General features: G+C 63.8%; 15 protein-coding genes. 8 read left to right on the top strand and 7 right to left on the bottom strand.

What is annotated here, in order from left to right; genetic code table 11:
* Window positions 1-179 precede the first annotated feature (179 nt).
* Complete coding sequence (gene dcuC / locus G5134_RS09405) at window positions 180-1,556, top strand: C4-dicarboxylate transporter DcuC (protein ID WP_065017450.1); 1,377 nt, start codon at window positions 180-182, stop codon at window positions 1,554-1,556.
* 84 nt (window positions 1,557-1,640) lie between these two features.
* Window positions 1,641-2,780, top strand: a complete 1,140-nt coding sequence (locus tag G5134_RS09400) for a M20 family metallopeptidase (protein WP_065017449.1) — start codon at window positions 1,641-1,643, stop codon at window positions 2,778-2,780.
* Window positions 2,781-2,865: 85 nt separating this feature from the next.
* Here the strand turns inward: G5134_RS09400 and G5134_RS09395 are convergent, their stop codons facing one another.
* From G5134_RS09395 to asnS, 3 genes are all read right to left on the bottom strand, one after another.
* Window positions 2,866-3,522 (bottom strand): hypothetical protein, encoded by a 657-nt coding sequence (locus G5134_RS09395; protein ID WP_065017448.1) that lies wholly within the window; start codon window positions 3,520-3,522, stop codon window positions 2,866-2,868.
* A 131-nt stretch (window positions 3,523-3,653) separates the two neighbouring features.
* Window positions 3,654-4,997 (bottom strand): anaerobic C4-dicarboxylate transporter, encoded by a 1,344-nt coding sequence (locus G5134_RS09390; protein WP_005299013.1) that lies wholly within the window; start codon window positions 4,995-4,997, stop codon window positions 3,654-3,656.
* A 376-nt stretch (window positions 4,998-5,373) separates the two neighbouring features.
* A complete protein-coding gene (gene asnS / locus G5134_RS09385) occupies window positions 5,374-6,774 on the bottom strand; it encodes an asparagine--tRNA ligase (RefSeq protein WP_005299016.1) in 1,401 nt (466 codons plus the stop codon).
* A gap of 193 nt (window positions 6,775-6,967) precedes the next feature.
* Here asnS and G5134_RS09380 point away from each other — a divergent pair, with 193 nt between their 5' ends.
* A complete protein-coding gene (locus tag G5134_RS09380) occupies window positions 6,968-7,318 on the top strand; it encodes a hypothetical protein (protein WP_065017447.1) in 351 nt (116 codons plus the stop codon).
* On the opposite strand, the gene G5134_RS09375 is transcribed toward G5134_RS09380, so the two are convergent.
* Window positions 7,315-8,148 (bottom strand): HAMP domain-containing protein, encoded by an 834-nt coding sequence (locus G5134_RS09375; protein ID WP_065017446.1) that lies wholly within the window; start codon window positions 8,146-8,148, stop codon window positions 7,315-7,317. The two genes, G5134_RS09380 and G5134_RS09375, sit on opposite strands and share 4 nt — an antisense overlap.
* Before the next feature lie 133 nt (window positions 8,149-8,281).
* Window positions 8,282-9,556 (bottom strand): adenosylmethionine--8-amino-7-oxononanoate transaminase, encoded by a 1,275-nt coding sequence (gene bioA / locus G5134_RS09370; RefSeq protein WP_065017445.1) that lies wholly within the window; start codon window positions 9,554-9,556, stop codon window positions 8,282-8,284.
* Window positions 9,557-9,775: 219 nt separating this feature from the next.
* Here bioA and bioB point away from each other — a divergent pair, with 219 nt between their 5' ends.
* The 5 genes from bioB to htpX all read left to right on the top strand — a co-directional run bounded on the left by bioB (window position 9,776) and on the right by htpX (window position 14,599).
* Complete coding sequence (bioB, locus tag G5134_RS09365) at window positions 9,776-10,864, top strand: biotin synthase BioB (RefSeq protein WP_045529651.1); 1,089 nt, start codon at window positions 9,776-9,778, stop codon at window positions 10,862-10,864.
* Window positions 10,861-12,057, top strand: coding sequence for an 8-amino-7-oxononanoate synthase (gene bioF, locus G5134_RS09360; RefSeq protein ID WP_065017444.1), 1,197 nt, complete (start codon window positions 10,861-10,863; stop codon window positions 12,055-12,057). Before bioB ends, bioF begins: the two co-directional genes overlap by 4 nt.
* The gene (gene bioC, locus G5134_RS09355) at window positions 12,047-12,850 is read left to right on the top strand and encodes a malonyl-ACP O-methyltransferase BioC (protein ID WP_065017443.1); all 804 of its coding nucleotides are present in this window, start codon (window positions 12,047-12,049) and stop codon (window positions 12,848-12,850) included. The genes bioF and bioC overlap by 11 nt, the downstream gene beginning before the upstream one ends.
* An 83-nt stretch (window positions 12,851-12,933) precedes the next feature.
* Window positions 12,934-13,614, top strand: a complete 681-nt coding sequence (bioD, locus tag G5134_RS09350) for a dethiobiotin synthase (protein ID WP_005299037.1) — start codon at window positions 12,934-12,936, stop codon at window positions 13,612-13,614.
* Window positions 13,615-13,726: 112 nt separating this feature from the next.
* Window positions 13,727-14,599 carry a protease HtpX gene (htpX, locus tag G5134_RS09345; RefSeq protein ID WP_065017442.1) on the top strand — a complete coding sequence of 291 codons (873 nt, stop codon included), beginning with the start codon at window positions 13,727-13,729 and terminating at the stop codon, window positions 14,597-14,599.
* 61 nt (window positions 14,600-14,660) lie between these two features.
* Here the strand turns inward: htpX and G5134_RS09340 are convergent, their stop codons facing one another.
* Both G5134_RS09340 and G5134_RS09335 read right to left on the bottom strand, forming a co-directional pair.
* Window positions 14,661-16,373, bottom strand: a complete 1,713-nt coding sequence (locus G5134_RS09340) for a methyl-accepting chemotaxis protein (RefSeq protein WP_017766177.1) — start codon at window positions 16,371-16,373, stop codon at window positions 14,661-14,663.
* A gap of 223 nt (window positions 16,374-16,596) precedes the next feature.
* Complete coding sequence (locus G5134_RS09335; protein WP_065017441.1) at window positions 16,597-18,411, bottom strand: MOSC N-terminal beta barrel domain-containing protein; 1,815 nt, start codon at window positions 18,409-18,411, stop codon at window positions 16,597-16,599.
* Window positions 18,412-18,462: the final 51 nt, after the last annotated feature.

The raw sequence follows: 18,462 nt of genomic DNA, 5'->3' as shown, positions 1-18,462 counted from the left end.
ACGCGTGGCAAAGGGATTCTAAAGGTTTGCCTTTAGTTTAAATTGCTGTTTTTTGTTAGGTGTGTAGCATTTTGTTTCATTGGAATACGGTCAAGCCATCTTTCTTGACGGGGATCAATGGGAAAGCGCGGTCAGACCACTAGATTTCGCTCCTCGATAACTTTATCAGGAGTGAATATTTGGAACTCGTCTTCGTCTTGCTCGTCCTGCTGGCCGTGGTCTACGGCATCGTCAAGGATTACAACCCGCAGGCGGTGCTGGCACTGGCCGGCATGGCCATCTTCACCGTCGCCTACTGGCTGGGATTGCACCCCATTCTGCCCGCCGACAAGAGCACCGGCTTCGCCCTGTTCGACCTGTTCGAGGTGTTCAAGGGGATCTTCTCCTACCGGGCGGCGGGGCTCGGCCTCACCATCATGGCGGTGGCCGGCTTTGCCACCTACATGTCCCATATCGGCGCCTCCCAGGCGCTGGTGCGGGTGGCGGTCAAACCGGTGGCGGGTATCCAGTCCAGCTACCTGATGCTGGCCATCTGCTACCTGGTGGCGGTCTTCGTCTCCCTGTTCGTCACCTCTGCCACCGGCCTTGGCCTGCTGTTGATGGTCACCATGTATCCGGTGATGCGAAACCTCGGCATCAGCCCGGCCTCCGCCTGCGGCGTCATCGCCACCTCCCAGGCGTTCGAAATCGGCCCGACCCAGACCAACGCCATCTTCTCCGCCGGCCAATCCGGTATGGATCCCACCAGCTACTTCGTCGACTATCAGATCTGGCTGGTGGCCCCCATGCTGCTGGTGACCATGGTGCTGCACTTCTTCTGGCAGCGGCACTGTGACCGCAAGGATGGCTGGGATCCTGCGTTGCATCGGGGCGAGCACGCCGAGCTGGACGAGAAGGGCACCGACGCGGTAGCGGCGCCCACCTGGTATGCCCTGCTGCCCATCATCCCCTTCGTGCTGATGATGACTTTCTCCAAGCTGCTGGTGACCACCATCAGCGTCAGCGTGGAAGTGGCCATGCTGCTGTCGGTCTTTATCGGCATGCTGTGCGAGCTGCTGCGTACCCGCTCGGTGCGCACCGCCTTCGCCGGGCTCTCCAGCTTCCTCGACGGCATGGGCAAGGTATTCGGCCCCGTGGTGGCGCTCATCGTCTGTGCCGAGCTGTTTGCCGAATCCCTCAAGGCCATCGGCGCCATCGACACCCTGCTGCACTCTGCCAGCAATGCCGGCATCGGCAGTGGCCTGATGACCCTGGTGATGGTGGGACTCATCATGGTGGCGGCGGTCATCATGGGCTCGGGCAACGCGGCGTTCCTGAGCTTCTCGACCCTGGCCCCCGCGGTGGCGGCCAAGTTCGGGGTGCCGGCGGTGACCATGCTGTTGCCGATGCAGCTCGCCTCCAGCATAGGGCGCACCGTCTCCCCCATCGCGGCTGTGCTGATCGCCAGTGCGGGCATCGCCAAGGTCTCCCCCTTCGTGGTGGTCAAGCGCACCTGTGTGCCCATGGCTGGCGCCCTGGTGACCGCGCTGACCCTCAACTATCTGCTGTTTATGTAAGCGGGTGGCGGACGGCACGGGTCGTTCGCCCCTTTCACTCGGCTGTCGGACGGGAGGCGTGCCCTCCCGTCCCAGGAGATGACAATGACAGACTCTCGCAACGCTTTTTCTCTGGACGCCTACCTGGCGGATCTGGCCCCCCTCATCAACCTCGATTGCGGTACCCGCACCCCGGCCGGGGTGGCGACGGTGGCCGACATCATGACCGAGAAATATGAGGCCATCGGCTGGCAGGTGACCCGCCACCAGTTTGCCGCCGAGTGCGGCCCCTGCCTCGAGGCAACCAATGCGCCGGGGGCGGATCACTACGATGTGATGCTGGTGGGCCACATGGACACCGTCTTCCCCGAGGGCACGGCGGCCAAGCGCCCGCTGAAAGTGGAAGGCAATCAGGCTTTTGGCCCCGGTGTGTCGGACATGAAGAGCGGCCTGCTCTCCACCTGGTATGCCCTCAAAGGGATGGACCCGGCCGTGCTGGTCAGGCTCAAGGTGCTGGTCTGCTGCAACTGTGACGAGGAGATAGGCTCCCCTTGGTCCAAAGAGTGGCTGGTGGAAAAAGCCAAGCAGAGCGGTTGCGTGCTGGTCGCCGAAGCGGCGCGCCCGAACGGGGATCTCATCAGCGCCCGCAAGGGCAATGCCAAGTACCGCATCACCTTCCACGGCAAGGCTTCCCACGCCGGCTCGGCGCTGAGCGAGGGGATCTCCGCCATTACCGAGCTGGCCCACTGGGTGCTCGCCATCAACCAGCAGGTCAACCTCGACACCGGCACCACCATGAACGTGGGGGTGGTGCAGGGAGGGACTGGCGTCAACGTGGTGCCAGACTTTGCCGAGGCGATCGTTGACCTGCGCTTCTGGAACAATGACGAAGCGGCCGCCGTGCACGAGCGGCTCACCTTCATGGCCAACAACCCCTTCCTCGCCGGTTGCCGGGTCAAGGTGGATCGCCAAAGCTTCAAGCCGGCGATGCGCCCGAGCGGCGACACCGAGGCGTTGATGGCACTGGTGGAGGCGGCAGCGAAAGAGGAGGGGATCTCCTTCAACTGGCTGGAGGCCGGCGGCGGCTCGGATGCCAACTTCACCGCCGCGGCGGGCGTGCCGTCGCTGGATGGCTTCGGCCCCATGGGCGGCGGCTTCCACTCGGAGGCTGAGTTCCTGCTGCTGGAGAGCATAGCGCCGCGCATCCGCCTGTTGCAGCGGGTGTTGGGCAAGCTGGCAAGATAGGCAGCATGAAGAGCAAAACGGGAGGCCATCGCCTCCCGTTTTTTATCTGTTGTGCCGGTGCAGACCGGTCGAACGGAACTGCGTGCTACTCCTCACCCTCCAGCAGATAGGCGAGCTGCTCCTGACGGGCGACCTGCCAGCGGCCGAGCACCAGCGGAGCTGTAAAACCCGGGCCGTCGGTCACCATGGTGTGGTACTCCCCCTGTTCGCCGCAGGCATCGAAGCCCCGGGTGGCCGCCAGCTGCTGCAGCTCGGTGAGGGCTCCCTTGTCCAGTACCCGCCCCACCCACTCGGGGGGCAGCACATCGGTATCGACACAGGATAGATGGGCGACGATGCCGCGGGCCAGCAGATCTGCCAGCAAGTCGTCGCGGCTCTGTTGCCAGAGCGGGGTGTGGACGGTGAGGCCAAGCGAGCGGCAACGCTCGCGGATCCAGTTTGGTGCGCCGCCCACGCTGTCGATATCGCCGGTGACGACCCCATCCAGTTGCCACTCCTTCTTGAGCTTTACCAGTGCCCGCTCATAACCGAGATCGAACGGCGCCTCTATGGTGACCAGCCGATGGGGCAGCCCGAGGGCCGCTGCCTGTCGACGCACTTGTGACAGAGGATGGGCGAGGAAGCGGGGCGAAGGGGGCGCGAAGGTGGCCAGTGCCACCACCTGATGACCCGCTTCACGGGCATGGCAGAGCGCCTGCATGGCATCCTTGCCGCCGCTCCAGAGCACGATGACGCGAGACATGGGGGAGATTCCGCAAGAAAAAGAGGGGTCATGCTACCCAGAGTGCGGGCGGTTGGCAAAGCGGGAAGGTGAGCGAAAAGCACAGGCCCCCGAGCGGGGGCCTGTGGAACGGATTGCGCGGTGTGACTCCGTCAGAGCAGGATGCTGGTCAGGATAAAGCCCAGCGAGCAGGAGGTCACCACCCCGATCAGCCCCGGGATGATGAAGCTGTGGTTGATGATGAACTTGCCGATGCGGGTGGTGCCGGAGCGGTCGAAACCGATACAGGCCAGATCGCTCGGGTAGGTCGGCAGCACGAAGTAGCCGTAGCTCGCCGGCAGGAAGGCGATCAGCAGCTTGGGTTCGACCCCCAGCGCCAGCCCCATGGGGGCGATGGCAGTCAGCGCCGCGGCCTGGCTGTTTACCAGCTTGGAGATGAGGAACAGTACCAGGGCGTAGGTCCAGGGCTGGGCCTGTACCACGTGGGCCAGGGTCTCTTTGAGCAGCGGCATGTGGGCCTGGAAGAAGGTTTCGCTCATCCAGGCGACCCCGAACACGGAGAAGATGGCGACCATGCCCGCCTTGAAGACGGCGCCGTTGGCGATCTCGCCCGGCTTGACCTTGCAGCGCATCAGTATGATGGCGCCGGCGATCAGCATCATCATCTGGATCACCAGGTTCATGGAGAGCGGGCCGGTTTTGTCCTTGATGGTGAAGACCGGACGCAGACCTTCGTTGGCCCCCAGCAGTACCACGGCAGCGATGGCGGCGAAGAAGATCCAGGTAGACCAGTAGGCCTCTTTCGGGAACTTGGTGTTGAGCAGGGTTTCACCGCCGCCGTAGATGAAGGCACGCTGCTCCGGATCCTGGATCTTGGCCTGGAACTCCTCGTCCTTGTCCAGATCCTTGCCGCGGCGCAGGCTCCAGAGGGCCGCGACGATGACGCCGGTCAGGGAGGAGGGGATGGCGATCATCAGGATGTCGAGCAGACCGTAGGCCTGACCGATGCCGTGACCGGCCGCCAGGATGGAGACCATGGAGACCACGGCTACCGAGACCGGCGAGGCGCAGATGGCCATCTGGGAGGCGACGGAGGCCACCGCCATCGGGCGCTCGGGACGGATGTTCTTCTGCAGCGCGATGTCGGCGATGATGGGGAACATTGTGTAGACCACGTGGCCAGTGCCGCACAGGAAGGTGAGGGTCCAGGTGGTGAGCGGCGCCAGTATGGTGATGTATTGGGGGTGACGGCGCAGCAGACGCTCTGCCACCTGCATCATCAGGTTGAGACCGCCGGCGGTCTGCAGGGTGGCGGCACAACCGATCACCGCCAGTATGGTCAGCATCACCTGCACCGGCGGTTCGCCCGGCACCAGACCGAACACGAAGGTCAGCAGGAACAGACCGATGCCGCTGATGAGACCCAGCCCCATGCCGCCAAACCGGGTACCCAGCAGCAAGCAGCCGAGTACCACCAAAAATTCCATCAAGATCATTCCATTACCTCGCGTTATTTAATCCATGTAAGTGCTGTGTTGGGCGCATGGACCGGGATTGTCTGTTTTTTATTTAGCCCTAAAGGGTTAGTGGTTATTCTGCCTGCCACAAGGGGGCAAAAATTTGAGGTACTTCAATAACTCATCGCTTTTTGATTTAACGCCATAAAAACCACGTATTAACCCTTTTGTTATTTTATGGCTAACAGGTGGCATCGTATGGAGCTTGAAGGCGGGCAGGGTAGCAGGATAAAAAGGCGAGGGGAGCGGTTTGTTGCAAAAAAAGTGATTAATTGTGGCCAAGACAAGCCGGTGGCAGGGGAGCGGGCAACAAAAAGCCGACCCTGAGGTCGGCTTTGTCGGCAAAGTCCCGTAATCAGAACTCGGCGGTGCGTGGGGTACGTGGGAAGGGGATCACGTCGCGCACGTTGCCCATGCCGGTCACGTAGACCACCAGACGCTCGAAGCCCAGACCGAAACCGGAGTGCGGCACAGTGCCGTAGCGGCGCAGGTCGCGGTACCACCAGTAGTCTTCCTTGTTCAGGCCCATCTCGGCCAGACGGGCATCCAGCACCTCGAGACGCTCTTCACGCTGGGAGCCGCCGATGATCTCACCGATGCCCGGAGCCAGTACGTCCATGGCGGCAACGGTCTTGCCGTCGTCGTTGAGGCGCATGTAGAAGGCCTTGATGTCTTTCGGGTAGTTCTTCACTACTACCGGTGACTTGAAGTGCTCTTCGGCCAGGTAGCGCTCGTGCTCGGAAGAGAGATCGATACCCCAGGAGACCGGAAACTCGAAGCTCTTGCCACAGTTCTTCAGCACTTCGATGGCGTCTGTGTAGTCAATCTGGGCGAAGTCGGAGGCGACGAAGCGCTCGAGGCGGCCGATGGCGTCCTTGTCCACGTGCTGGGCGAAGAACTCCAGATCGTCGCGGCGCTCGCTCAGCACGGCGTTGAAGACGTACTTCAGCATGGCTTCGGCCAGCGCGGCGTTGTCTTCCAGGTCGGCGAAGGCCACTTCCGGCTCGACCATCCAGAACTCGGCCAGGTGGCGGCTGGTGTTGGAGTTTTCGGCGCGGAAGGTCGGCCCGAAGGTGTAGACCTTGGACAGGGCGCAGGCATAGGTCTCGACGTTCAGCTGGCCGGATACGGTCAGGAAGGTCTCCTTGCCGAAGAAGTCCTTGTCGTAGTCCACCTTGCCTTGCGGGGTGCGCGGCAGGTTTTCCAGATCCAGGGTGGAGACGCGGAACATCTCGCCGGCCCCTTCGGTGTCGGAGGCGGTGATGAGCGGGGCCGCGATCCAGAGGTAGCCCTGTTCGTGGAAGAAGCGGTGAATGGCCTGGGAGAGGCAGTTGCGTACCCGGGTCACGGCACCGACGATGTTGGTGCGGGCACGCAGGTGGCCCTGCTCGCGCAGATACTCGATGCTGTGGCGCTTGGCGGACATGGGGTAGGTGTCCGGATCTTCGACCCAGCCCACCACCTTGACCTCGGTGGCCTGCAGTTCGAACGCCTGGCCGCTGCCCTGGGACTCGACCACGGTGCCGGTCACTTCGACGGAGCAAGCTGTGGTCAGACGCTGCACTTCATTCTCGTAATTGGCCAGGGTATTGGGGACGACGGCCTGTACCGGATGGAAACAGGAGCCATCGGAAACGGCCAAAAATGAGATCCCCGCCTTGGAATCACGGCGGGTCCGGATCCACCCTTTCACTGTCAGGGTGGTGCCGACCGAATACTTACCGGCCAGCACATCTACTACGGATGCGTGCGTCATCGAAATATTGTCTCCAGCTTGTTCTTGCAGCGCTATTTGCAACACTAGGGGTCTGGCCCGGGCACAGATGGCCCACCATGGCAGACTAAGCCGTTCATCTTACCCGCGCAGGTTTGATAAACAAGCAAAAATGTCGGACTCTGGGGGGGATTTCGGCGCCAATCACTTCATTGGCGGGCCAGCGGAACGGGGGATGGACGTGAAAGAGCGGCGACGGGGGCCGGACGGGCTGACACGGGTGTTGCGGGGGCTGGTGATCCTCTGCTGGGGCGGCTTTATCGTGCTGCTCTCCCTCTACCACTTCGCCCGGCCAGAGGTGGCCTACGGTTTTCTGGTCTATGGCGGGATCAAGGTGCGCCAGAGCTGGGATCCCCAGCTCACCCCCTGGCTGCTGCACGGGCTCTGGGGATGCTGCCTGCTGACCCTGGCGGTGCTGCTGGCGGAGCGCCGACGCTGCCGGCGGCAGGAGGACACGGGGCGGGTGCACCTGACCATCTTGCTGCTGATCCTGATCGCCAGTCTGCTGTTCTACTACCTGGGCTAGCCCTCTTTTCTTCTCTCTGTCGCCTTCTGCTCGCTCCCCTCCATCGGCGCGACGGGCCGTTTGCCGAGCTGACGCTCCACGCTGTCGAGCATCTGGTTGTAGGCGAGCGCCACCCGACCAATCTCGTCCCCTTCATCCCCTTCCAGCCGGTGGCCGAAGTCGTGCAGATCGGTGGCCTCCTCCATGGAGCGGGTCAGCTGGTTGAGGGGGCGGACGATCCAGGTACGGATGACCCAGAGGGTGAGCAGCAGCCCCAGCCCGAAGATGACGGTGAGGCTCAGGGCCGAGGTGAGAATGTTCTGCTCGACCCGGGTAAACAGGGTGTCGAGGGAGTAATCAAAGCGCACCGCTCCCAGCACGGTATTCTCCGGCACCTGGTGGCAGCTGGTGCAATCGGTGCCGCGAAAATCCTTCTTGGCCAGCAGTGGGCGGGTCACCACCAGCTTGCTGTGCATGCCGTCGTGTACCACCTCCAGGCTCCCTTTACCCGCCAGTGCCAGCTCGTCGAACCTGTCCTTGGACTGCTCGTGCTCGCGGCCGGCCCCGTACTGCTTGCTCACCGCCTCGCTGCGCACGATGCGGGCATCCTCCACGTGAGCGTGTTCGAGAAACTTGTCGCGCAGGGTATCGCGGGCTTCCATCTTGCCGGTCAGCATCAGCATGTTGAGCCCATCGAAATAGGCTTCGGTCTGCTCGCGGCTCTGCTCCTTGATGAGGGTCAGAATGAGGTCGCGCTCGCGCACCGCCTGATAGGCCGCGGAAAACACCAGCACCATGGAGAAGATGAACAGCAGGAAGAAGTTGATTTTGGCAGCAATGGAGAGGCGCATGGGAACGGTACATCTGTTGGGTAAAACCCGCGCAGTCTACGCGTCTTGGCTGCCCGGGTCTGGTGTCTTGCTCACATTCTGATGAAAAAGATTCAAAAGACCCTGCCTGAGCGGCAGGGTCTGCGCTGTTGGCTCAGAACTCGCCGCTGTGGATGGCGGCGGCGATGGCGCCGGTCAGCACGGTCAACTGTGCCGGGCTGATGACGAAGGGGGGCATCAGGTAGATGAGCTTGCCAAAGGGGCGGATCCAGGCGCCCAGCTCCACAAACTTGCGCTGGATGCGCGCCACGTCCACCCGCTCCTTCATCTCCACCACCCCGATGGCGCCGAGCACCCGCACGTCGGCCACCGCCGGATGCAGGGTCAGCGCTACCAGCTCGGTGCGCAGCTGATGCTCGATGGCGCGCACCCGCTCAGCCCAAGGCGAGGCCAGCAGCAGTTCGATGGAGGCGTTGGCCACCGCGCAGGCCAGCGGATTGCCCATAAAGGTCGGCCCATGCATGAAGACGCCGGCCTTCCCATAACACACGGTGCGAGCCACATGCTCGGTAGTGAGTGTGGCCGAGAGCGTCAGGTAGCCGCCGGTGAGCGCCTTGCCCAGACACATGATGTCGGGGCTGATGCCGGCCCAGTCGCAGGCAAACAGCTGGCCGGTGCGGCCAAAGCCGGTGGCTATCTCGTCGGCAATCAAGAGCACGCCGAACTCGTCGCACAGGGCGCGCACCCACTGCAGGTAGCGGGGATGGTAGAAGCGCATACCGCCGGCGCCCTGCACGATTGGTTCGAGCACGATGGCGGCGATTTCCTCGTGATGGTCCGCCATGAGCGTCGCCAGCTCCACCACGCAACGCTCGTCCCACTCGGCGTGGAAACGGCAGCTGGGGGCTTCGACGAAATGGTGCTCGGGCAGGAAGCCTTGGTAGAGCTCGTGCATGCCGCCATCCGGGTCGCACACGCTCATGGCGCCGAAGGTGTCGCCGTGATAGCCGCCGCGCAGGGCAACGAACTTGGCGCGAGGCGTCCCCTTGGCGTGCCAGTACTGCTGGGCCATCTTGAGCGCCACTTCCACCGCCACCGAGCCTGAATCCGCCAGAAACACCCGATCCAGCCCCTTTGGAGTGATCTCTACCAGCTTGCGGCAGAGCTCCACCGCCGGTGCGTGGGTCAGACCGCCAAACATCACGTGGGACATCTTGCCGAGTTGGGTGGTGGCGGCCGCATCGAGCTCGGGCACCTGATAGCCGTGCACGCAGGCCCACCAGGAGCTCATGCCATCCACCAGTTCGCGGCCGTCGCTGAGGGTGAGGGTCACTCCCCTGGCGCTGGCCACTTCATAGCAGGGCAGGGGATGGGTGAGGGAGGTATAGGGGTGCCACACATGGTGCAAATCGAATTCTTGATTGGTCATTTGTTGTTCTATTGTCAATTGGTTTGATCTGGTCGGTGTTGACAGTCTACGCCCGCTCTCTACACTAGCCAACAATTTCAGCCACTTGGCCCTGCGCGCATCCCTGTTCGCCCGGGCCAGGTGGCGGGTTTTGCGCTTCTCTCTTGCAAGGACCTTTTGCAAAGAGGTCTTGCAAGCAAGGCGGCGCAGGATCCCACTTATAACAATTGGAAGCCATGTATGAATGCTGTCACCGCGGGCGCTCACGCCCTTCGTCACGACTGGACCCTCGCCGAGGTTCAGGCCCTGTTTGCCCTGCCGTTCAACGACCTGCTGTTCCGGGCCCAGACCGTGCACCGCGCCCATTTCGATCCGAACGAAGTACAGGTGAGCACCTTGCTCTCCATCAAGACCGGTGCCTGCCCGGAGGATTGCAAGTACTGCCCCCAGAGCGCCCGTTATCACACCGGCCTTGAGGCCGAGCGGCTGATGGAGGTGGAGAAAGTGCTGGAGCGGGCCCGCGAAGCCAAGGCCAACGGCTCGTCCCGCTTCTGCATGGGGGCCGCCTGGCGCAACCCCAAAGAGAAGGACATGCCCTATATCCTGCGGATGATCGAGGAGGTGCGCGGACTCGGCATGGAGACCTGCATGACGCTGGGTATGCTCACCGCCGATCAGGCGGCGCGCCTCGGCGCCGCCGGCCTTGACTACTACAACCACAACCTCGACACCTCGCCGGAGTTCTACGGCGACATCATCACCACCCGCACCTATCAGGACCGGCTCGATACTCTGGAGCACGTGCGCGGCGCCGGCATGAAGGTCTGCTCCGGCGGCATCGTCGGCATGGGCGAGCAGGCAAAAGATCGGGCGGGCCTCTTGATGGCGCTGGCCAACCTGCCGCGCCACCCGGAGAGCGTCCCCATCAACATGCTGGTCAAGGTGAAGGGAACGCCGCTGGAGAACCAGGAGAATCTGGATCCGTTCGAATTTATCCGCACCATCGCCGTGGCCCGCATCATGATGCCGGCCTCCCACGTGCGCCTCTCCGCCGGGCGGGAGAAGATGAACGAGCAGATGCAGGCCATGTGCTTTATGGCGGGGGCCAACTCCATCTTCTACGGCTGCAAGCTGCTGACCACCCCCAACCCGGACGAGAACAGCGACATGCAGCTCTTCAAGCGCCTCGGCATTCGCCCCGCCCAGCGGGCCCAGAAGCCGGATCAGGTTCAAGAAGAGGAGCTGCTGGCCGAGGTGAGCCGCCAGAGCGAGCCCGCCGAGATGTTTTATGACGCCACTCGCCCCCGTGCAGGGGCCGCGCGGTCATGACGGGCCCCGCAGTAACGGGCCCCTTCGGGTTGAGCGCAGCGCTGGCCGAGCGCGAGCAGGCGGGCCTGCTGCGCAGTCGCGTCGCCACCGACGGCGCGAGTGGCGGGCGCCTCAAGGTTGGGGGGGGCGATTACCTCAACTTTTCCGCCAACGACTATCTGGGGCTGGCCGATCACCCCGCCATCAAGGTCGCCTTCCAGGAGGGCATCGAGCGCTATGGTGCGGGGGCCGGCGCCTCGCCGCTGGTGACCGGCTACAGCCGGGCCCACCAACAGCTGGAAGAGACGCTGGCCGAGTGGCTCGGGCTGGAGGCGGTGCTGCTGTTCAACTGCGGCTTCTCGGCCAATCAGGCGGTGCTGAAAGCCTTGCTCGGCAAGGAACATCTACTGTGGCAGGACAGGCTCAACCACGCCTCCCTGCAGGAGATGGGTAGTCAGCTGCCCTGCAAGATGAAGCGCTTCGGCCACAACGACATGGCGGCCCTTGAGCGGCAGCTTGAGCCAAACCGGGGGCTCATCGTCTCGGAGGGGGTGTTCAGCATGGACGGGGATCAGGGCCCCTGGCGCGAGCTTAGCCAACTGGCCGCCCGGAGCGGCAACTGGCTGATGATCGACGATGCCCACGGCCTCGGCGTGCTGGGGCCGCAAGGGCGCGGCACCCTGGCGGCCCAGGGGGTGAACCCGGCTAGCGTGCACATCCAGATGGGCACCTTTGGCAAGGCGCTCGGGGTGGCCGGCGCCTTTGTGGGCGGCAGTCGCGAGCTGGTGGCGTATCTGGTCAACTTCGCCCGCCACTACGTCTACAGCACCCATATGCCGGCGGCCCAGGCCTGCGCCGTGCGCCAGAGCATCGCGCTGGTGCGTGCTGCTGACGAGGCCCGCGCCCAGCTTGGTGAACTCATCACCCGTTTCCGACAAGGGGCGCAGGCGCTGGGCTGGCAGCTGGGTGCCAGCAATACCCCCATCCAGCCGCTGCTGGTGGGGGAAAGCAGTGCTGCCCTGCAACTGGCCGAGCGGTTGCGGGGGCGCGGCGTCTGGGTGAGTGCCATCCGCCCGCCCACTGTACCGGTCGGCACGGCGCGCCTTCGCATCACCCTGAGCGCGGCTCACCGCGCTGAGGACGTGGATCGGCTGCTCGATGCCCTCGGTCCCTGCCAGGCCACCGACGAGAGAGGAGGCGCCCATGCTGCATGAGCGTTTTCAGGCGGTCGACAAGGCCCAGCTTGCCCGCCGTTTCGGCGCGGCCGCCCGTCACTACGACGCCCACGCCCGCTTCCAGCAGGAGGTGGGGCTGGCGCTGCTGGAGCGCATGCCGGACAGGCAGGTTGGCCTTGAGCTGACGGTGAGCGGGCTGGATCTGGGCTGTGGCACCGGCTTCTTTCTGCCGGCTCTGGCCGGGCGTTGCAGCGAGCTGACCGGGCTGGATCTCGCCCCCGGCATGCTGGCCCAGGCGGCCCTTCGCGGCAGCGGCGCCCGCCTGCTGTGCGGCGATGCCGAGCAATTGCCCTTTGCCGACGAGACGTTTGACTGGGTCTTCTCCAGCCTGGCCTTGCAGTGGTGCGAGCGACCGGCCCAGGCCTTTGCCGAGCTGCACCGGGTGCTCAAACCCGGCGGCCGGCTGCTGTTCTCGACTCTCTTGGCCGAGTCGCTTTGGCAACTGCGTGAGGCCTGGCGCACGGTTGACGAGTGTGATCATGTCAATCGCTTCCTCAGCCTGCCACAATTGCAGCATGCCATCGCCGCCGGCGGGTTTGTCGCCCCCGTGCTGGAGAGCCTGACCTGGTCGCTCGGCTACCCCGAGCTCAACGGCTTGCTGCGCGATCTCAAGGGGATCGGCGCCAGCCAGGTCAATGACGAGCGTCATACCGGCCTTGGCAGCCGTCAGCGCTTGTTGCGTCTGAGCCAGGCCTATGAGGCCCATCGTCAGCCGGACGGTCTGCTGGCCGCCAGTTATCAGGTTTGCCTCGGCCAGCTGATCCGCCGTTAACCGGCGGTCTTGGCCGATAGAATTGAGCTGCGGGTGCCCCGCCACATCGAGCCCGGGCACCTGCGCCGTATTGAGGAGTCATCATGGTCAAATCCTTCTTCGTCACCGGCACCGATACCGATGTGGGCAAGACGCTGGTCGCCCGCACCCTGCTGCTGGAATTCGCCGCGCACGGCATCCGCTGCGCCGGTTACAAGCCTGTCTCCGCCGGCTGTGCCCGCACCCCGGAGGGACTGCGCAATCTGGACGCTGTGCTGTTGCAGGAGGCGGCGAGCCTGCCGCTGCCCTACGATCTGGTCAACCCCTACGCTTACGAGCCACCCATTGCGCCCCATATCGCCGCCAGCGAAGCGCGCGACGCCATCACCCTGAAGGGGTTGTCGGACGGGCTGCGCCAGATTGAGCAGGCGGGGGCCGAGCTGGTGGTGGTGGAGGGGGCGGGAGGCTGGTTCCTGCCACTCGATCGCAAGCACCTGCTGTCGGACTGGGTCAAGCAGGAGAACATGCCGGTCATCATGGTGGTGGGGGCCAAACTGGGCTGTCTCAACCATGCCCTGCTCACCTTCGCCGCCATTCGCAACAACAACCTGCCGGTGGCGGGCTGGGTCATCAACCGGCTGCACGGCTCCATGAGCCACTATCAGGAGAATCTGGACACCTTGCGGGGCTTGCTGCCGGCCCCGTTTTTGGGTGAAATACCCTTTGTAAACAATCCGCTCGAGGCTGATCTGCGCGGGCGACTCGACATTTCGCCCCTGCTCTGAATCCGACATTCAGCGAACATTCATAGAAACTGTCTATTATGCGTGACAGGTGTGGCCCGGCCGGCAGCGAACTGGTGACGGGCCACGCATCCATATCTCACAAGGAGTCAATATGAAGCGAATTATGCTATTCCTGGTGACCAACCTGGCCGTCATGCTGGTGCTGGGGGTGGTACTCAATATCCTGTTCTCGGTTCTGGGGATCAACAAGTCCAGCATTTCCGGTCTGTTGGTGTTCTGCGCCGTGTTCGGTTTTGGGGGTTCCTTTATCTCCTTGCTGATGTCCAAGTGGATGGCCAAGCGCAGCTATGGCGTCCAGGTCATCGAGCAACCCCGCAACGAGACCGAGCACTGGCTGGTCAGTACCGTGGCCCGTCAGGCCCGTGAAGCGGGCATCAAGATGCCGGAAGTGGGGATCTACGACTCCCCCGAGATGAACGCCTTCGCCACCGGCGCCCGCCGTGACGACTCGCTGGTCGCTGTGTCTTCCGGTCTGCTCTACAGCATGAGCCGTGACGAGGCGGAAGCCGTGCTGGCCCACGAGGTGAGCCACGTGGCCAACGGCGACATGGTGACCCTGACCCTGATCCAGGGGGTGGTGAACACCTTCGTGATGTTCTTCGCCCGCATCGTGGCTGGCGTCATCAGCAACTTCTTCAGCTCCAACAACGAGGAAGAGAGCAGCAGCACCGGCGGTTTTGCCTACATGATCACCGTGTTCGTGCTGGAGATGCTGTTCGGCGTACTGGCCTCCATCATCGTCATGTGGTTCAGCCGTCAGCGTGAATTCCGCGCCGACGCCGGTGCCGCCAAGCTGGCCGGCCGCGACAAGATGATTGCCGCGCTCCAGCGCCTCTCCCGCGGTGCCGAGCCGCAGCTGGAAGGCTCCATGATGGCGTTCGGCATCAACGGCAAGCGCTCCATGAGCGAGCTGTTCATGAGCCACCCGCCCATCGAGCAGCGTATCGCCGCCCTGCGCGGTTAAGCGTACCGTACCAATGAAAACGGCTGCCCTCGGGCAGCCGTTTTGCTTTGTGCGCTTTGCGCTACAGCTTGAAGTGGGCCATCTCCTGGCGCAGCAGCCGTGACAGCTGCTTGAGCTTGGCCGCCTCCTGCGAGACGTGGCGGGCGGCATCCCCCGACTGCTCGGAGAGGGAGGTGATGTTGCCGACGGTGGAGACCACCTCGTTGGCGGCGGTGGACTGCTCGCGCAGGGTGTGGCTGATCTCCCCCATCAGGCCGGTCAGGTTGGAGGCGTGATCCTGGATGCTGGCGATGGCCGCGCCGGTCTGGCTGGCCAGGCTCACCCCGCGGGAGACGTTGTTGACCGTGTTCTCCATGCTGCGGATGGAGGCGTCCGCTCCACTTTGAATTTTGCCGATCATGCCGGTGATCTGCTGGGTGGAGGCGGCCGAGCGGCTGGCGAGGTTGCGCACCTCGTCGGCCACCACTGCAAAGCCGCGTCCCTGCTCGCCGGCCCGGGCCGCCTCGATGGCGGCGTTGAGGGCCAGCAGGTTGGTCTGATCGGCGATGCCGCGGATCACCTCGATGATCTCCGAGATCTGCTGGGTATGGCTGTTGAGATCCGCGATGCTGCTGGCGGCGTTGGAGACGGTGTCTGAGATGCTTTGGATGCTGTCGAGGGTCTGCTTGATGACACCGGAGCCCTCTTCCAGGGTGTTGGCGGAGATCTTGCTCAGCTCGTCGGCGTGGGTGGCGTTGTCCGAGAGGTGGCTGATGCTCACCACCAGCTCCTCGATGGCGGCCGCCATGGTCTGGGTGCTGGTCTGCTGGGAGGTGGCGAACTGGGCTGTCTGCTCCGCTATCTGGGCGATGCTGTCGGCTGAGCCTGAGAGCTCTTCGCTGGAGTGGGAGACCTGGGCGATGATCCCCTTGAGGGTGCTTTGCATGGTGGCGAGCAGGCCGATCAGGCTCTCCTTGGCACCGGCCGGCACCTTGATCGGCTGGGAGAAGTCCCCCTCGGCCAGGTGGTTGAGATCGCTTCTGAGCTGATCGACCGAGGTGCCGACTAGGTCAATCAGCGCCTTGTAGGTGCGCCAGAGGAAAAACATCAACACCAGGCCGAGCGCGATGAACAGGTAGCGCAACATGGCGGACTGGCTGGTGGCGTCATCCACCGCCTGCTGGGTGCGGGTCTCCATCATGACGTAGAAGTCGTCGATGGGGGACATGATGCGTCCCTTGTTCTGGTGATAGGCCTTGTCATGCATCATGGCGATGGCCTTCTGCTGGTTGGCGGCCAGATCGCCATCGGTCTGCTGCACCAGCTTGAAGGCGGCCACCTCGGTGTTGACCAGGGCATCCGAGTTGTTCTTGGCTTCGTTGAGCTTGGCCAGCTCGCCCTCGGTGAAGCCGGCATCCTTCATCAGATCGATGAGGCCGCGGCGCACCTGGCTGTCCGGGCGCGGGTTCTGGCCGTTGGCGGCGACGAAGTCCCAATAGATGCGGTTGTAGCCCTGCGGCCGGTTCTGCTCCCCGTTGCGAATGGCCAGGATCCGCATGTACTGCTGTTCGTAGGCGGGATCTTTGGTGATCACGTAGGTGCGGCCGAGGCGGGTCAGATCGTCGGAGGATTGCCGCAGTTCATCGGCCAGCAGATAGGATTGGTAGCGTTGCTGATAGCTCTGTTCCATCTGTTTTCCCGACCAGCTGTAGGCGAAAAACACCAGCGACAGCAGGATCAGGGTGATGACTGAGAGCAGCAGATTGAGCTGAAAGGCGGGTCTGTTCTGTTCCATGGTTTGAGCGTCCTTATTCTCACCGATAACCCCCTTTGTCACGCGGCGAAGGCCGGTACTTCTGTGGGGTTTTATTGTTGTTGCAGTGAGTATAGGAGCGCTCTTCGCCAAGGCTGCGGCGGGTCGGTGAAAAGGGGCGAGAAAGGAGGCGGAAGGCAAAGGAGGGGAAAAGCGCGGCCGGGAGCATGCTCCCGGCCGGCGGTATTATTGTGCCTCGATCACCTTATTTGATTACGATGTCGGTGAGGGGGACGGCGCAGCAGGTGAGGATCTTGCCTGCGGCCCGCTCGGCGGCGGTGATGGCGGGGGCATCCGGGTGATCCACTTCACCCGAGACCAGGGTCTGCTTGCAACTGCCGCAGATGCCGGCGCGGCAGCTCCAGGGCAGCTCCACCCCCTGTTTGTGGGCCTGATCCAGCACGGTGCCCTGATTGTTGCCGGCAAACGCCTGCTCGCCGATGCGCAGTTGCACCGCCTGATGAGGGCGGGAGAGGGAGAGGATGGCGCCGCCAAAGCTCTCCTGGCGGATCCGTCCGGCCGGCACGCCAAGGGCGGCCAGTCTGGTGGCCGCATCGGCCATAAAACCGTGGGGGCCGCAGATAAACACGTCCCGCTGTTGCAACCCTTTGATCTGTTTGAGGTGAACATCGTCCAACCGCCCCTTGAGCCCCTGCCAGTGCGTATCGGGCTGGCTCAGGATCAGGGTGAGGGTCATCCCCTGCTGCGCCAGGGCGTGCAACTCGCCGGCGGCGGGAATGTCCGCCTCGCTGCGGCACAGGTGCATGAAGTGCACGTCGCCGAGCTCCCCGCGCAAGGCCAGAGTGCGGGCAATGGAGAGCATGGGAGTGACCCCCGAGCCTGCCGAGAGCAGCAAGAGATTGCGATCCCGGCCCAGATGAAATTCGCCGGCGGGGTTGGCGGCCAGCAGACGGTCACCCGGTTGCAACTGCTGGTGCAGCCAGTGGGAGATGCGACCGCCCCCCACCTTCTTGACGCTGATGCTGTAACGCTCCGGCTGCTCCGGGGTGGAGCTCAGGGTATAGCGGCGCTGCAGGCGCTCGCGCCGCAGACCCAGGCCAATGTCCAGGCTGATGGGCAGGTGCTGGCCCGGCAGATAGTCGGGCAGGGGCTCGCCATCGGCCGCCTCGAACCAGAAGGTCTCCAGATCCCGCGCCAGCGGCTCGCGGGCCACGCACACCAGTTCCCGTTTTTTGGGGGCTGCGTTGGGGTAGACAGGGGCGCGGGCGCGCTCCAGCACCTCTATCTCGCTGCCCGCCTCAATCCACCCCTCGTTGAGGGCCACCAGGTTCTGACCGAAGTAGACCTCGCCATCCTCGCCGCGCCGGTAGCGGGTGAGGGTGGCCAGCGGCTCTTTCAGGGCATTGAAGCGATCCGTGCCCGGCTCCACCGTAGTCATGATGCAGCGGCTGCAGGGCTTGGCCACCAAGAACTCCACCTCGCCGATGCGGATCCGTTTCCAGCCGTCCTCCTCGAAGGGGAGGGTGCCGCTCGCCACCAGGTTGGTGCGAAACTGGCTCATCTGGTGCAGGGCATCGGATCTCAGGTTGAGATCTTCCAAAGACGCCTGGCTTATCAGCAGCAGGGGGTAACCGTCGGCAAAGCTGACCCGGGTGCCGGTCTTCTCCCGAAAGCGGGCAGACTCTTCGCCAAGCCAGAGCAACTGCACCGGCTCCCCCGCCACCTTGCTCAGCCACACATCGGCCTGGGCGTGGGTGTGCAGGGCGTTGAAGCTGTCTTTCCAGACGCCGGTGGCCCGGGGCGCGCGGCTGAACCCGGTTTCTTGCAGGGTGAGCGGCTCGAAGCCCGGATAGCGCAGCTGCAGGCCGCCCTCGATGGGGGTGGCCACCACCTGCTGCAGCTGGGGATGGGTGCGGGCGGTGATGAAGCTGCCGTCCGGTTTGACCACCATGTAGCGGCGATCTCCCTGCAGTCCCTCTTCGGTGACCAGGGCGCGGGTCAGTGGCATGCCTGCCGTCGACTTGATGGGGTAGAGATGAATGCTGGCGAGTGTTGGCATGGCCGGGTCCTTGTGCGATGGCGGTTCCAGTGCAGGAGAGAAGCGGGCGAG

The sequence above is a fragment of the Aeromonas sp. 600276 genome, assembly GCF_049175815.1.
In the GTDB taxonomy this organism is placed as follows: domain Bacteria; phylum Pseudomonadota; class Gammaproteobacteria; order Enterobacterales; family Aeromonadaceae; genus Aeromonas; species Aeromonas dhakensis.
This window is presented reverse-complemented; position numbering and strand designations above follow the sequence as displayed.